Below are 13,054 nucleotides of genomic sequence, written 5' to 3'. Positions count from 1 at the left end.
CCTCGACCGTCACGGCGCGTCCGCTCGCACGAGCTGCCACGCGCCCTCGTAGCCGATCGCGCGGAAGCCGAGCGACTCGTTGACGCCGAGCATCGGCCGGTTCTCCTCGGCGTTCCATGTGAGGACGCGCGCGCCCCGCGGGATGCGCTCGGCGAGCGCCAGGAGGTTCGCGATCTTCACGAGCATGCCGAGCCGATGGCCGCGATGCTCGCCGTGCACGAGCGTGTCGTGCTGGTACACGGGGCGGTCGGGGCTCGCGACGACGAGCGTCGTGAACGCGACGAGCCGTCCGGTCGCCTCGTGGATCGCGACGGCGCGCAGCATCTCGCGTCCGCGCCGCTCCTCGATCTCCTCGATGCGCTCCACGCGGCCCGCATCCCACGCCTCCTCCTCGTGATCGAGGCCGGCGGCGGGCGCGTCGGTCGACATGCGCTGATGCAGCACGGCGAGCTGCTCGAGCAGCTCGGGCGGCGTGCGCCCCGTCCAGGTGCGGATGGCGTAGCCGCGAGCGTGGGGGAGCGCCTGGGTGCGCAGGCGCTCGAGCTGCTCGATCGCCTCGTCGAGGCGCAGCTCGCTCATGCGCTCGACCTGCTCGAGGCGGAAGCCGAGGTTCTCGAGGAACCGCACCTCGGATGCGTCGCGCGGCACGCTGCCGAAGCCCGTGGGCGCCTCGAGCACGGGTCCGTCGCCCGTGCGGTGGTCGACCCACGCCTGCACGGTCGTGCGGCCGTCGGCGTCGAGGATGCCCTCGATCGTGCGCCACAGGGCCGTGCCGACGCCGCGGCGTCGGGCGTCGGGCCGCACGAGCACGTCGACCCCGGCGATGTGCAGCGCCTCGTGCCGCGACAGCTCGACGAAGCCGCGCGCGACGAGCCTGCCGTCGAGCCAGCCGCCCAGGTACACGAGCCGCTCGTCGTCCTGGCTCGATGCCGTGCCGTACGCCTCGCGTGCCGTGATGGCGTGCGACGCATCGCCGCCCCACCGGTGCGCGAGCACGGCGTTGCGCACCTCGACCATCTCGGCGAACGTCGCCCACTCTTGCGTGCCGTCGTCGTACGCGGCGGGCACCGCGAGCTCGCGGACCTCGATCGTCATGGCTGCTCCTCTCGCTGCCGTCGCTGCCAGACGGCCTCGTACGCGATCGGCGCGAAGCCGACCGCCTCGTTCGTGGCCAGCATCGGCCGGTTCTCCTCGGCGTTCCAGGTGCTCACCCGGCGGTGGTGCGGATGGTGCGCGGCGAGCTCGGCGAGGTTCGCGAGCTTCAGGAGCATGCCGAGCCCGTGGCCGCGATGCTCGCGCACGACGAGGGTGTCGTGCTGGCGCGCGACGTCGCTGTCGCCGGCGAAGAGGCGCGAGAAGCCCACGAGCTCGCCGTCGGCGGTCGCCGCCGCGACGGTGCGGATCGTGCGCCCGCCGCGCGCCTTCTGCTCCTCGAACGCGGCGAGCCGCTCGTCGCTCCACGTCTCGGGCTCGAGCGCGAGGTCGCCGACGGGCGCGTCCGTCGACATCCGCTCGTGCAGGCCGCGGATCGCAGATCGGTGCTCGGGCGGCGTGGGCCCCTCCCAGGCGAGCACGCGGTAGCCCGCCGACCGCTCGCGGGCTGCCGCGAGCCGTTCGGGCAGGTCGGGCAGCGCGTCGAGGTCGACGAGGCTGACGCGGTACACCTGCTCGAGGGCGAAGCCCGCCTCGACGAGCGGCGCCGCCTCGGGGTCGGAGGGATCGGCGGCGCCGAAGCCCGTGGCGGCGGCGACGAGGGCGCTGCCAGGGGGCGCGGACGCGAGCCCGGGCGAGCCGCCCATCACGACCGTGCGGCCCTGCGCATCCGCCAGCGCGAGCACGTGCGCGACGAGCGCGCGATGCACGTCGCGCGCCTGCGCCGCCTCGAGCTCGGGGTCGGACGCCGTGCCGACGTCGAGCACGTCGGTCGACTCCGACAGCGGCAGCCACAGGTCGGCTGCACCGAGCAGACGGTCGCCGTCGACGGCCTCGAGCCGCACGTGGCGCTCGCTGGGCGACGACGCCCAGGCGGCGAGCCGCTCGTCGGGGCGCAGGTCGAAGGCGCCGGGCGCGTACCGGGCGTCGGAGACGCGGGTCGCGAACGCGTGATGGCGGCGGAAGCGGTCGCCGCGCTCGCCGACCTCGTCGGCGGCATCGGGGAGGTCGACGGTGCGCACCTCGACGGTCATGGTCGTGCCCTCTCGCCGCACCGCGGTCGCAGGGCAGCCTTGCAGCGTAGCCGCGGCCCGCCTGCGCGGCAACATGCCCGGTCGGCGCTAGGTTGGGAGCGATCCATCCACCCGGGAGCCGCGTGTACCTCAAGAGCCTCGACGTCAAGGGCTTCAAGTCCTTCGCGCGGTCCACGACGTTCCGCTTCGAGCCCGGCGTCACGGCGGTCGTCGGCCCGAACGGCTCCGGCAAGTCGAACGTCGTCGACGCCCTCGCGTGGGTCATGGGCGAGCAGGGCGCCAAGACCCTGCGCGGCGGGAAGATGGAGGACGTCATCTTCGCCGGCACGGCGACGACGGGCCCGCTGTCGCGTGCGCACGTCGAGCTCACGATCGACAACGCCGACGGTGCGCTGCCCATCGAGTACGCCGAGGTGCAGATCTCGCGCACGCTCTTCCGCAACGGCGGCAGCGAGTACGCCATCAACGGCGAGTCCTGCCGTCTGCTCGACGTGCAGGAGCTGCTGTCGGACTCCGGCCTCGGGCGCGAGATGCACGTCATCGTCGGACAGGGGCAGCTGGATGCGCTGCTGCAGGCGAGCCCCACCGATCGCCGCGGATTCCTCGAGGAGGCCGCCGGCATCCTCAAGCACCGTCGGCGCAAGGAGAAGACGCTCCGCAAGCTCGACGCGATGCAGCAGAACCTCACGCGCCTGTCGGACCTCGCCGGAGAGCTGCGCAGGCAGCTGAAGCCGCTGGGCCAGCAGGCCGAGATCGCGAAGGAGGCCCAGTCGATCCAGGCCGCCGTTCGCGAGGCGAAGGGCCGGCTGATCGCCGACGAGGTCGTGCGCCTGCGCGACTCGCTCGCGTCGGCGGCGCGGAGCGAGTCGGAGCGCAAGAGCGAGCGCATCGTGCTGCAGGAGCAGCTCGACCAGGCGCGCATGCGCGCGACGCGGCTCGAGGAGACGATGGTCGGCGACGACGTCGACCGCGCGAGGCAGGTCGTGCACGGCCTCGAGCGCGAGCGCACGCGCCTCAACTCCCTGTCGACGCTCGCGCACCAGCGGCTCGCGCTGCTCGGCGAGCCGGTCGAGGCGATGGATGCGTCGCGGCTCGTGACCGCCGACCAGGTGGAGGCCGTGCGCGCCGAGGCGCAGGCGCTCGTCGAGCGCGTCGGCACGAGCGAGCGCGAGCTCGGCAGCCAGGCGGCGAAGGTCGCCCTCGCGCGGGCGGCGCTCGACGCGCTCGACGACGAGATCGCCCGGCAGTCGGCACTCGTGTCGAGGCACGACCTCGAGCTCGCGGCGCACCGCTCGCGCGTCGAGGTCGCCGCCTCCACGCGCACGGCGCGCACGACGGAGGTCGAGCGGCGCGGCGAGGCGCTCGCCAACGCCGAGGCGCGCATCGTCGAGGCGCAGCAGGCGGTGGACGCACTGGGCGACGACGACGTCGAGGCCGGCGACGCCGAGACACTCGGCGCGCGCTGGCGTGCCGCCGACGAGGCCGTGTCGGGGCTGCAGGCCGCGCTCGAGCGGGCCCGTGACGCGCTGCACGCGCGCGAGCGGGAGCGCGAGTCGCTCGCTGCTCGCTCGACGGCGCTGTCGCTCGCCCTCGACGCGCAGAGCGCCTCGGCGGCGCTCGCGAACGCCGGCCTCGCGGGCGTCGACGGCATCGTCACCGACCACGTGCGCGTGCGCCCCGGCTACGAGGCCGCGATCGCCGCTGCGCTCGGCACCCTCGGCGAGGCGCTGCTCGCGTCGAGCCGCGACGCGGCGATCGCCGCCGTCGGTCATGCGCGCGACGGCGGCCACGGCCGCGTCGACGTCGTCGTGGGCGACGCGTCGCGCGATGCTGCCGGACTGCCGAACGTGGCAGGCGCCACCCCCGCGGTCGACGTCGTCGAGGCGCCTGCGGGCGTGCTCGGGATCCTCGCGCGCACCGTGATCGTCGACGACCTCGCGGCCGCGGCCTCCGGCCTCGCCGCCCTCGCCGGCGCCGACGGCCCGGTCACCGTCGTGACGCGCGACGGCGACGTCATGACCGAGCACCGGGTGCAGGGCGGCTCGAAGGATGCCGCGTCGCGCCTCGAGCTCATCGCAGACCGCGACGCCGCCCTCGAACGCCTCGAGGCGCTCAGCGCCGAGATCGAGCGCGAGGCGGGCGTCGTCGAGGAGCAGCGCCAGGCGCTGCAAGCCGGCCGCACCGACGCGCAGGAGGCCCTCGAGGCGCTGCGCGCCCACGACGCCGAGTCGGCGGCCCGCGGCCAGGAGCGCTCGCGCGTGCGCACGCGGCTCGAGGCTGCGACGGCCGAGCGCGAGCGTGCGCAGGCGGCCGTCGCCGAGGCGCAGGCGGGGCTCGCGGAGGCGGGCACCGCGTTCGAGGCCGCCGAGCGCCGGCTCGCCGACTTCCAGCAGACCCCGCGCCCGATCCTCGACGCGTCCGCGCGCGACGGCCTCGTCGAGGAGCTCGACGCCGAGCGCGGCATGGAGACCGAGCTGCGCATCGAGCTCGAGACGGCGCGCGAGCGCGTGCGCGTCGAGCGCGAGCGTGCCGCATCCCTCGAGCGCGAGATGGTCGCCCAGCGGCAGGCGGCCGAGGAGGCCGCGCGCCGCGCCGTGATCCGCGAGCGTCAGCGCGCCGCCGCCGAGCGCGTCGCCGGTGCGCTGCCGCCGGTGCTCGAGGCCGTCGACCGCTCGCTGTCCGAGGCGCGCCTGCGGCTCGCGGAGCGCGAGACGTCGCGGCGCGAGAACTCCGAGGCCCTCGGCACCCTCCGCCGTCAGGAGACCGAGCTGCGCGACCGCCTGCACGCCCTCACCGAGCGCGTGCACGGCCTCGAGATGGAGACGTACGAGCAGCGCCTGCACCTGTCGTCGCTCATCGAGCGCGCGGCCGCCGAGCTGGGCGTCGACGAGGACGTGCTCGTGGCCGAGCACGGGCCCGACGACGACTTCGACCGCGCGTCGTGGCAGCGGCAGCTCGCCGACGCTGAGCGCAAGCTCGCCCGCCTCGGCCGCGTCAATCCGCTCGCGCTCGAGGAGTACGCGGCGCTCGAGCAGCGCCACGCGTTCCTCACCGAGCAGCTCGCCGACCTCGCGTCGACCCGCAAGGACCTCGAGCAGATCATCGCCGACCTCGACGAGCGCATGGAGGGCATCTTCGCCGCCGCGTTCGAGGACACGAAGGCCGCGTTCGCCGAGATCTTCCCCGTGCTGTTCCCGGGCGGCTCGGGCAGCCTCGCGCTCACGGACCCCGAGGACATGCTCGAGACGGGCATCGAGGTCACGGTGCGCCCCGCAGGCAAGAAGATCGACCGCCTGTCGCTGCTGTCGGGCGGCGAGCGCTCGCTCGCGGCCGTCGCGCTCATGGTCGCGATCTTCAAGGCGAGACCGAGCCCGTTCTACATCATGGACGAGGTCGAGGCGGCGCTCGACGACGCCAACCTCGGCCGTCTGCTGCAGGTGTTCGAGCAGCTGCGCGAGACGAGCCAGCTCATCGTCATCACCCATCAGAAGCGCACGATGGAGATCGCCGACGCACTCTACGGCGTCTCGATGAAGCAGGACGGCGTCTCGGTCGTCGTCGGTCAGCGCACGACCCGCGAGGCAGAGCAGGCGCAGGCGTCCTAGCGGTCCCGCGCAAGCCCCCGCGGCGTGTGGGTGCTCGGCCGTAGCGTCGAGGCATGACCGACGAGCAGACGAACGAGACCGACGCGACGCAGGGCGAGACGCTCGGTGCGACCGACCCGCAGGATGCGGCCGTCAAGGATCCCAGCGACTGGGCGACGGGCGACGAGCCGATGACCGCGGCGCAGCGCAGCTACCTCGACACGCTCGCGCGCGAGGCAGGCGAGGAGATCTCCGCCGACCTCACGAAGGCGGAGGCCTCCGAGCACATCGACCGGCTGCAGGGGCAGACGGGGCGCGGCGAGTCCGCCTGACCGCCCGGGGCGCTACGCCTCGACGTCGGCCATGAGGCCCCCGACGTCGACGACGCCCGCGCCGTACCGCGCATCGAGGTAGCCCTGCAGCGAGCCATCCTCGTAGAGCACGGTCACCACGACGGCGTCGCCGAACGCCATCACGAGGAACGCGCGATCGCCGAGCTCGGCGATGACCGCGTCCTGCACCGCGATGAGCTCGTCGGTGGGCGGGGCGCCGAGGATCGGCGGCGGCCCGCCGTCGCCCTGCGGAACCAAGGGGTCGGGCAGCGCGGCGGGCTGCGTGAGCGTGAGCGTCGTGCCGTCGAATGTGCCTCGAAGGTCGAGGGTCTCCGCCCAGACGCCATCGAGCTCGTCGCCTCCCGCGACGGACGTCCGGTCGAAGCCCGCGACGAGCAGGTCGTCGCAGACGGCTCTCGGGTGCACCGCCGCGACGTCGCCGAGGCACATGCCGACGTCGGTGCCGTCGTCCGTGACCAGGCCGCGGATCGTCACCTCGCCGGCGGGGATCGCGGGCGCAGGCAGCATGTCGGTCGTGACCGTCGGATCGGGCTCGGGCAGCGGCGTCGCGCTCGACTCGGCATCGCCCACGTCGCGCAGCGCGCCCACGACGTGCACGACGTTCGGCCCGTAGACGGTGTCGAGGTGCTCCTGCAACGAGCCGTCGTCGTAGACCACCGACTGCTCGAGCCTGCCTTCCTCGATCCCGCTCCCGAGCGCGCGCTCGCCGAGCGCATCCGCGAGCACCTCCTGGATCTCGCCGAGCACGGCCTCGTCGGTCGTGCCGGCAGGCAGCGGCTCGTCCTCGATCGGCATCGGGTCGTAGAGCGCCAGGGCGATCGGATCGGCGGTGACCGCGATCCGCTCGCCGTCGAACGTGCCCTGCACGGCGTAGGCGCCCCAGCGCACCCCCGACACGTCCGTCCAGCCCGCGAACGCATCCCAGTCCCAGCCGTCGATCGGCGGTCCGTCGCACTGCGGCGGCGCCGACTCCGCGACGGCCTCGAGGCACAGCTCCGGGCCCGTGCCGTCGTCGAGGACCGTGCCCTGCCCGAGCACCTCGCCGAGCGGCACGGCGACGGGCAGCGTGCCGAGGTCGGCGCCGGGGTCGGCGGATGCCGACTGACCGGCGCCGTCGCCCGAGGTCGCCGAGCACGCGGCGAGCGCGAGCGCGGCGACGGCGACGAGGCTGCCGTGGAGGAGGGAAGGGCGTCGCATGGGGTGTCCTTCGATCAGGAGATGGGCTGGAGTGCGCTCACGACGTGCACGACGTCGGGGCCGTAGACGCCGTCGAGATGCTGCTGCACGGCGCCGTCGTCGAACACGACGGTCGCCTCGAGGCACCCGTCGGCGATCCCGCTCGCGAGCACGCGGTCCCCGAGGGCCTCGTGCACGACCTGCTGGATGCGCTGCAGCTCGTCGGCGGAGGTCGTGCAGGACGTCGGAGCCGGCGGGGCGATCGGCGCCGGGTCGAAGAGCGCGAGCGAGATGGGGTCGCTCGTCACCGTGAGCGACTCGCCGTCCCAGGTGCCCTGCACCGCGTACGAGCCCCAGCGCGTGCTGCCCCGCGACTCCCAGCCGTCGAGCGAGCTCCAGTCCCAGCCGATGAGGGGCTCGCCGCCGCACACGGGCGGGAGGGACAGCCCCACGTCGCCGAGGCAGAGGATCGGCGTGCCCGCGTCGAGCACGAGGCCCTGGCCAGCCACCTCGCCGTCCGGCAGCGGCTGGGGCACGGCGCCGAGCTCCGTCGTGGCGTCAGACGCTCCCGGGTCCGCGGTCGGCGGGTGGGAGGTGGTCGGCGTGACCGACGGCGGCGTTCCCGCAGCCGTCGCGCATCCGCTCGTCGCAGCAAGCGCCACCGCCGCGAGCGCCAGCGCTGCAGTGCGAGCGACGGGGAGCGTGCGGTGCATGGCTCGATCCTGCTCGCGACGTCGCGCGAGCGCGACACAACCGTCGTCGCGACTCGTTCGTCAGCCGCGTCGCGGAGCGTTCGGCGCGCGTCAGCGCGGCAGGCGGCTGGGATGCAGCACGTCGCCCCCGTGCGCGTCGCGCCATGCGTGCAGCTCGGCGATCGCCGCGGGCGGCAGCGCTCGCGAGAGCGGCCCGCCGGCGAGGAACGTCGGCAGCGTGCGGTCGTTCGTCACGGGCGCGAGCCGGTCGGCGAGGCTCGCGATCGCGGTGCGCTGCGGCTCGCCGTCGACGCCGGGCGGCATCGGCGCGATCGACGACACGATCCACGGCTCGGTCGGCTGCGGCACGAGCGACGGGCGCTCGGGCGTCGCCCCGCCGAGCAGCCGGACCTCGATCGCGACGACGGGCGCGAGCGCCGCGTCGGCGCGGGCGGCGACGAGCGCGTCGACCGTCGCATCGTCGAGGCGCGGCACGAGCGCCGACCAGCCCGCTCCGGCGCCGGGCTGCTCGGGGTCGTTCGCGATCGTGTGCAGCGCCCCGGGCGCGATGGGCCCGACGTCGTCGCGCAGCGGCTCGGCGACGGCGCGCAGCGGCGCGAGCACGGCGGCGTCGACGTCGGCGAGCACGACGTGCACGCTGCACCAGCTGCGGCCGCGGATGGCCTCGGGCAGCACGGGGGAGTCGGGCATCGCGAGCAGCGCGACCGAGAGCGCGACGCCTGGCTCGGCGTCGACGAGCTCGCGCGCGGCGCGCAGCATCGCTGCCGAGCGCTCGATGGCGACGTCGATCGTGCCGCCGCGCAGGTCGACGACCGGGTGCAGCGCGATCTCGAGCTCCGTCGCCACGGCCACGAGCCCCGCGCCGCCCCGCAGCAGTCGCAGCGCGTCGTCGTCGTCGGAGATCCATCCGGTCGTGCCGTCGGGCAGCACGACGTGCGCGCGCACGAGCCACTCGCCGCCGAGCCCGCCGAGGCGCGAGAACCAGCCCTGACCACCGCCGAGCACGAGCCCGGCGACCGAGACGATGCGGCTCGACCCCGAGGGTCCCACGAGGCCCGTGCCGTCGAGCGCGGCGAGGAGGTCGCCCACGAGCACGCCCGCGCCGACGCGCGCCGTGCGGGCGGCTGCGTCGACCGAGACGGCGTCGAACGCATCCATGCGCAGCACGATCGCGCCCTCGAGTGCGTCGACGGCACCGTGGCCCGTCGGCTGCACCGCCACCGTCGCGCCGTGCTCGCGTGCGACGGCGAGCGCCGTCGCGACGTCGTCGACGTCGACGGGCGACGCGACCGCCGCCGGTCGCTGGTCGACGGCGCGAGCCCACGGCAGGCGCGCCTCGGCCCAGGCCTCGTCGGCGGCGCCGACGACCGCTCCCCGCATCCGATCTCGCAGCGCTGCGACGAGCGCGATCTCATCCATGCGGACGACGGTAGACCCCACCCCCGACGCCTACGCTGGAGGGATGCTCGACCTCGACGCCCTGCGCCGCTGGCCCGACGTCGAGTCGCCCGACCTGCAGGCGCACGACGCCGCCGACGCCCTCATCCTCGCCGAGGCCGCGGCGCTGCCGGGCGGCCTCGCCGCACGCGACGTCGTCGTGATCGGCGACCGGCACGGCGCGCTCACCCTCGGGGCGCTCGATGCGGGCGCGGCGCACGTGCGCGTGCATCAGGACCCCATCACGGGTGAGCGCGCGCTCGCCGCCAACGCCGACCGCCTGCGTCTGCACGGCTTCGACCATCACGGGCTCGACGCCGCGCTCGTGGCGGATGCGCACCTGGTGCTGCTGCAGCTGCCCCGTTCGCTCGACGCGCTCGACGAGATCGCGGGCCTCGTCGCCAGGCACGCGGCGCCCGACGTGCGCATCGTCGCCGGCGGGCGCGTCAAGCACATGACCCGCACGCAGAACGACGTGCTCGCTCGCCACCTCGGCGACGTCACGGCGACGCTCGCGCACCGCAAGGCGCGCGTGCTCCACGCGAGCGCCCCGCGCCCCGACCTGCCCGCGCTCGACTGGCCTCGCAGCGTGCGGCACGACGACGTCGCGCTCACGGTCGTCGCGCACGGCGGCGTCTTCGCCGGCTCGACGGTCGACCGCGGCACGCGCCTGCTGCTCGACCGCATCCGCGACCTGCCGCGCGCGGATGCCGTGCTCGACCTCGGCTGCGGCTCTGGCCTGCTCGCGACGGCGGTCGCGCTCGCGCAGCCGCACGCGACGGTCACGGCGACGGATCGCTCGGCCGCCGCGGTGCGGTCGACGGCGGCGACCGCCGCCGCCAACGGAGCGACGGTGCTGACGCTGCGCGACGACGCCGCGGCATCCGTGCCCGACGCGTCGATCGACGTCGTGCTGCTCAACCCGCCGTTCCACGCCGAGTCGGCCGTGCACACGGGCCTCGCGCATCGCATGTTCGAGGCGGCCGGCCGCGTGCTGCGCCCCGGCGGCGAGCTGTGGTGCGTGTGGAACGGGCACCTGCGCTACCGCATCGCGCTCGAGCGGGCCGTCGGCCCCACGAGGCAGGTGCACCGCGACGCCACCTTCACGGTCACGGCCTCGACGCGTGCCTGACCGCGCAGCGCGCGGCGACGCTCGCGAGTTCACCGCCGTCGAGCGGTGGATCGACGATCGAGCCAACGCCGTGCTCGCGCGCGGCTCGGGTCGGTGGCGCCCCTGGGCGGTCGACGCCGTCGTCTTCGTGCTCAAGCAGGCGTGGGCGTGCGTCTTCGGCTTCCTCATCCTCGTCGCGATCGTCGCCGTGCGCCTGTGGTGGCCGGCCGACGCCGCCGTCGCCCCGAACGACGCGCTCGTCCTCATCGCGGTGGGCATCCAGGTCGGGATGCTCGTCGCACGCCTCGAGACGGTGCGCGAGCTGTGGGTCGTCGTGCTGTTCCACGTCGTCGGCACGATCATGGAGCTCTTCAAGACCGACGTGGGCTCGTGGACGTACGCGGCCGACGGCATCCTGCGCATCGGCGGCGTGCCGCTGTTCTCGGGCTTCATGTACGCCGCCGTCGGGTCGTACATGGTGCGCTCGATGCGGATGTTCGACCTGCGCTTCACGCGCTATCCGCCGCTGTGGGCGACCGTCGTGCTCGGCGCCGCCATCTACGCGAACTTCTACACGCACCACTTCGTCTGGGATGCGCGGTGGGTGCTGGTCGTGGCGGTGCTCGTGCTGTGGGCGCGCACCGTCATGCACTTCCGCGTGCACGTGCGCGTGTGGCGCTGGCCGCTGCTCGTGCCGTTCCTGGGCGTCGCGGGCTTCATCTGGATCGCCGAGAACGTCGGCACCGCCGTGGGCGCATGGACCTACCCGAACCAGGTCGACGGCTGGGAGCCGGTATCGCCGCAGAAGGTGGTGTCGTGGTTCCTGCTCATGATCATCTCGGTGGTGCTCGTGACCCTCGTGCACCGTCCGCGCACGCCGGATGCGGCGGATGCAGCGGGTCGCGACGCGAACGTCGACGCCCGCTGACGCGCGTTCGCCGACACGCCGCCGACCGTCCACGTCCGCGTCGCGCCCGCACGGCACGCTGGCAGCAGTCCCGGCCGGGACATGAGCCGGCCGGGGCTTCTGCATGTCCGCGCGCGTGCATCGCGGGCCCGAACCCCGCCGCGCGTCAGTTCAGGATCTCGCCGCGATCCTCCGGCGCCTTCGCCACGATCCGCTCGCGCCACGTCTGCAGCGCCTCGGGCGTGAGCCGGGTCCAGTCCTCGACCTCTCGCACGATGCGCACGGGCTCGGTCGTGCGGAACGACCGCGTGGGGTTGCCCGGGAACCGCTTGTCCGTCACGTTCGGATCGTCCTCGAGCGCTCCCGTGGGCTCGACCTCGTAGACGTGGGGCGTCGCGTCGCCGCCTACGAGCGCTGCCGCGAGCTCGGCCGCGAGGCCCGCGCCGTCGCGCTGCGCCGTCACGTACACGTGCCGCATCACGACGTCGGGTCGGTAGTTCGAGCGGAAGCCGGCGGTGAGCATCGTGCCGGGCGGCAGCGCCGCGGCGGTGCCGTGGAAGAGCGGGCGGTCGTCGATCGGCGCGGTCACGCGGACACGGTACCCGCGGGCGAGCGGGGGCGCGAGCGTCACCCGGCTCGTGCGGGGGAGCGCGGACCGCGCGTCAGGCCGACGCGCGCCAGCAGTGCAGCATGAGCTGCGTGCGCCACGGCGCGACGTCGGCTGCGAGCGCGGGCAGATCCGCGATGCCGAGCCGACGAGCGCCTGCGCGCACCGCCGAGTCGCCGAGCAGCAGCACGTCGGGATCGCCGAGCCGCAGCGAGACGTAGCCGGCCGTCCACGGCCCGATGCCCTTGAGCGCGACGAGCTGCGCGCGCATCCGCTCGAGATCGACGCCCTGCTCGACCACGACGGAGCCCTCGTCGAGCGCCGCCGCCACCCGGGCGACGGCCTCCGACTTCGCGATCGGTCCGCGCAGCACGTCGACGGCACCCGCGGCGACCTGCGCATCGGTCGGGAAGACCCGCTCGAGGCCGTCGAGCGCCTCGGGCAGCGCGTCGCCGAGCGTCGCGAGGAGCCGCAGCTGCCCCGTCGCCGCAGCGACGGAGATCTGCTGGCCGACGACGGCGCGGAAGACCATCTCGTGCGGGTCGGCGCAGCCGGGAGCGCGCAGCAGGGGAGCGTCTGCGATCGACGTCGCGAGCAGCGGCAGGTCCTGGCGCTCGGATGCCCAGGCGAGCCGCGCATCCGCCTCGGCGGCGTCGACGTCGACGGCGAAGACCGCACGCATCGCCGCCTCGGACGCGTCGCCCCCGCCCATCGAGACGCCGAACGCCGAGCGGGCGTCGACCGCGGCAGAGGCCACGGCGACGCCGCTCGGCGTCGTCAGGGTGCGTCGGTAGCCCGTCGCGTCGACGAGCTCGATCCCGGCGATCGCGCGCGGCGCGAGCCACGCGAGGATCGGCGCGGGATCGAGCCGCGTCGTCACGAGCGCACCGTCATCGACGGGCGTCGGGCCCGTCGTCGGTCACGGCCTCGGCCGCGGCGGCGCCGTCGGCGCGCTCCTTGGCGTCGAACTCCGCTCGGGC

At 74.8% G+C, this 13,054-nt stretch carries 11 protein-coding genes; 4 read left to right on the top strand and 7 right to left on the bottom strand.

Going from position 1 to position 13,054, the window contains the following annotated elements:
- Positions 1–9: 9 nt before the first annotated feature.
- Both FS793_RS03750 and FS793_RS03745 read right to left on the bottom strand, forming a co-directional pair.
- Positions 10–1,095 carry a GNAT family N-acetyltransferase gene (locus FS793_RS03750; RefSeq protein ID WP_144718657.1) on the bottom strand — a complete coding sequence of 362 codons (1,086 nt, stop codon included), beginning with the start codon at positions 1,093–1,095 and terminating at the stop codon, positions 10–12.
- Complete coding sequence (locus FS793_RS03745; protein ID WP_186329301.1) at positions 1,092–2,186, bottom strand: GNAT family N-acetyltransferase; 1,095 nt, start codon at positions 2,184–2,186, stop codon at positions 1,092–1,094. Before FS793_RS03745 ends, FS793_RS03750 begins: the two co-directional genes overlap by 4 nt.
- 122 nt (positions 2,187–2,308) lie before the next feature.
- On the opposite strand from FS793_RS03745, the gene smc reads away from it, so the two are divergent.
- Both smc and FS793_RS03735 read left to right on the top strand, forming a co-directional pair.
- Positions 2,309–5,791: a chromosome segregation protein SMC gene (gene smc, locus FS793_RS03740; protein WP_144718651.1), complete on the top strand. Its 3,483-nt coding sequence runs from the start codon at positions 2,309–2,311 to the stop codon at positions 5,789–5,791.
- Positions 5,792–5,844: 53 nt separating this feature from the next.
- Positions 5,845–6,102: a DUF3072 domain-containing protein gene (locus tag FS793_RS03735; protein ID WP_144718648.1), complete on the top strand. Its 258-nt coding sequence runs from the start codon at positions 5,845–5,847 to the stop codon at positions 6,100–6,102.
- A gap of 12 nt (positions 6,103–6,114) precedes the next feature.
- On the opposite strand, the gene FS793_RS03730 is transcribed toward FS793_RS03735, so the two are convergent.
- The 3 genes from FS793_RS03730 to FS793_RS03715 all read right to left on the bottom strand — a co-directional run bounded on the left by FS793_RS03730 (position 6,115) and on the right by FS793_RS03715 (position 9,431).
- The gene (locus tag FS793_RS03730; RefSeq protein WP_144718645.1) at positions 6,115–7,320 is read right to left on the bottom strand and encodes a hypothetical protein; all 1,206 of its coding nucleotides are present in this window, start codon (positions 7,318–7,320) and stop codon (positions 6,115–6,117) included.
- A 14-nt stretch (positions 7,321–7,334) separates the two neighbouring features.
- Positions 7,335–8,012, bottom strand: a complete 678-nt coding sequence (locus tag FS793_RS16095) for a hypothetical protein (protein WP_186329300.1) — start codon at positions 8,010–8,012, stop codon at positions 7,335–7,337.
- Between the two features lie 90 nt (positions 8,013–8,102).
- The gene (locus FS793_RS03715; protein WP_144718634.1) at positions 8,103–9,431 is read right to left on the bottom strand and encodes an FAD-binding oxidoreductase; all 1,329 of its coding nucleotides are present in this window, start codon (positions 9,429–9,431) and stop codon (positions 8,103–8,105) included.
- Between the two features lie 43 nt (positions 9,432–9,474).
- Between FS793_RS03715 and FS793_RS03710 the strand changes: the two genes are divergently transcribed.
- Together FS793_RS03710 and FS793_RS03705 are read left to right on the top strand one after the other, a co-directional pair.
- Positions 9,475–10,581, top strand: a complete 1,107-nt coding sequence (locus FS793_RS03710; protein WP_144718631.1) for a class I SAM-dependent methyltransferase — start codon at positions 9,475–9,477, stop codon at positions 10,579–10,581.
- Positions 10,574–11,488 (top strand): DUF817 domain-containing protein, encoded by a 915-nt coding sequence (locus tag FS793_RS03705; RefSeq protein ID WP_144718628.1) that lies wholly within the window; start codon positions 10,574–10,576, stop codon positions 11,486–11,488. The genes FS793_RS03710 and FS793_RS03705 overlap by 8 nt, the downstream gene beginning before the upstream one ends.
- A gap of 145 nt (positions 11,489–11,633) precedes the next feature.
- On the opposite strand, the gene FS793_RS03700 is transcribed toward FS793_RS03705, so the two are convergent.
- Entirely contained in the window at positions 11,634–12,056 is a 423-nt protein-coding gene (locus FS793_RS03700; protein ID WP_144718625.1) for an NAD(+)--rifampin ADP-ribosyltransferase, read from the bottom strand.
- A 73-nt stretch (positions 12,057–12,129) separates the two neighbouring features.
- On the bottom strand, positions 12,130–12,954 hold the full coding sequence (locus tag FS793_RS03695) for a DNA-3-methyladenine glycosylase 2 (protein WP_144718622.1): 825 nt from the start codon (positions 12,952–12,954) through the stop codon (positions 12,130–12,132).
- Positions 12,955–13,054: the final 100 nt, after the last annotated feature.

The organism is Agrococcus jejuensis, from assembly GCF_007679035.1.
In the GTDB taxonomy this organism is placed as follows: Bacteria; Actinomycetota; Actinomycetes; order Actinomycetales; family Microbacteriaceae; genus Agrococcus; species Agrococcus jejuensis_A.
This window is presented reverse-complemented; position numbering and strand designations above follow the sequence as displayed.

Bases quoted from the DNA above. Each gene is read 5' to 3' on its own strand.
- FS793_RS03750 (WP_144718657.1), bottom strand. From the start codon at position 1,095: ATGACGATCGAGGTCCGCGAGCTCGCGGTGCCCGCCGCGTACGACGAC.
- FS793_RS03745 (WP_186329301.1), bottom strand. From the start codon at position 2,186: ATGACCGTCGAGGTGCGCACCGTCGACCTCCCCGATGCCGCCGACGAG.
- FS793_RS03735 (WP_144718648.1), top strand. From the start codon at position 5,845: ATGACCGACGAGCAGACGAACGAGACCGACGCGACGCAGGGCGAGACG.
- FS793_RS03730 (WP_144718645.1), bottom strand. From the start codon at position 7,320: ATGCGACGCCCTTCCCTCCTCCACGGCAGCCTCGTCGCCGTCGCCGCG.
- FS793_RS16095 (WP_186329300.1), bottom strand. From the start codon at position 8,012: ATGCACCGCACGCTCCCCGTCGCTCGCACTGCAGCGCTGGCGCTCGCG.
- FS793_RS03715 (WP_144718634.1), bottom strand. From the start codon at position 9,431: ATGGATGAGATCGCGCTCGTCGCAGCGCTGCGAGATCGGATGCGGGGA.
- FS793_RS03710 (WP_144718631.1), top strand. From the start codon at position 9,475: ATGCTCGACCTCGACGCCCTGCGCCGCTGGCCCGACGTCGAGTCGCCC.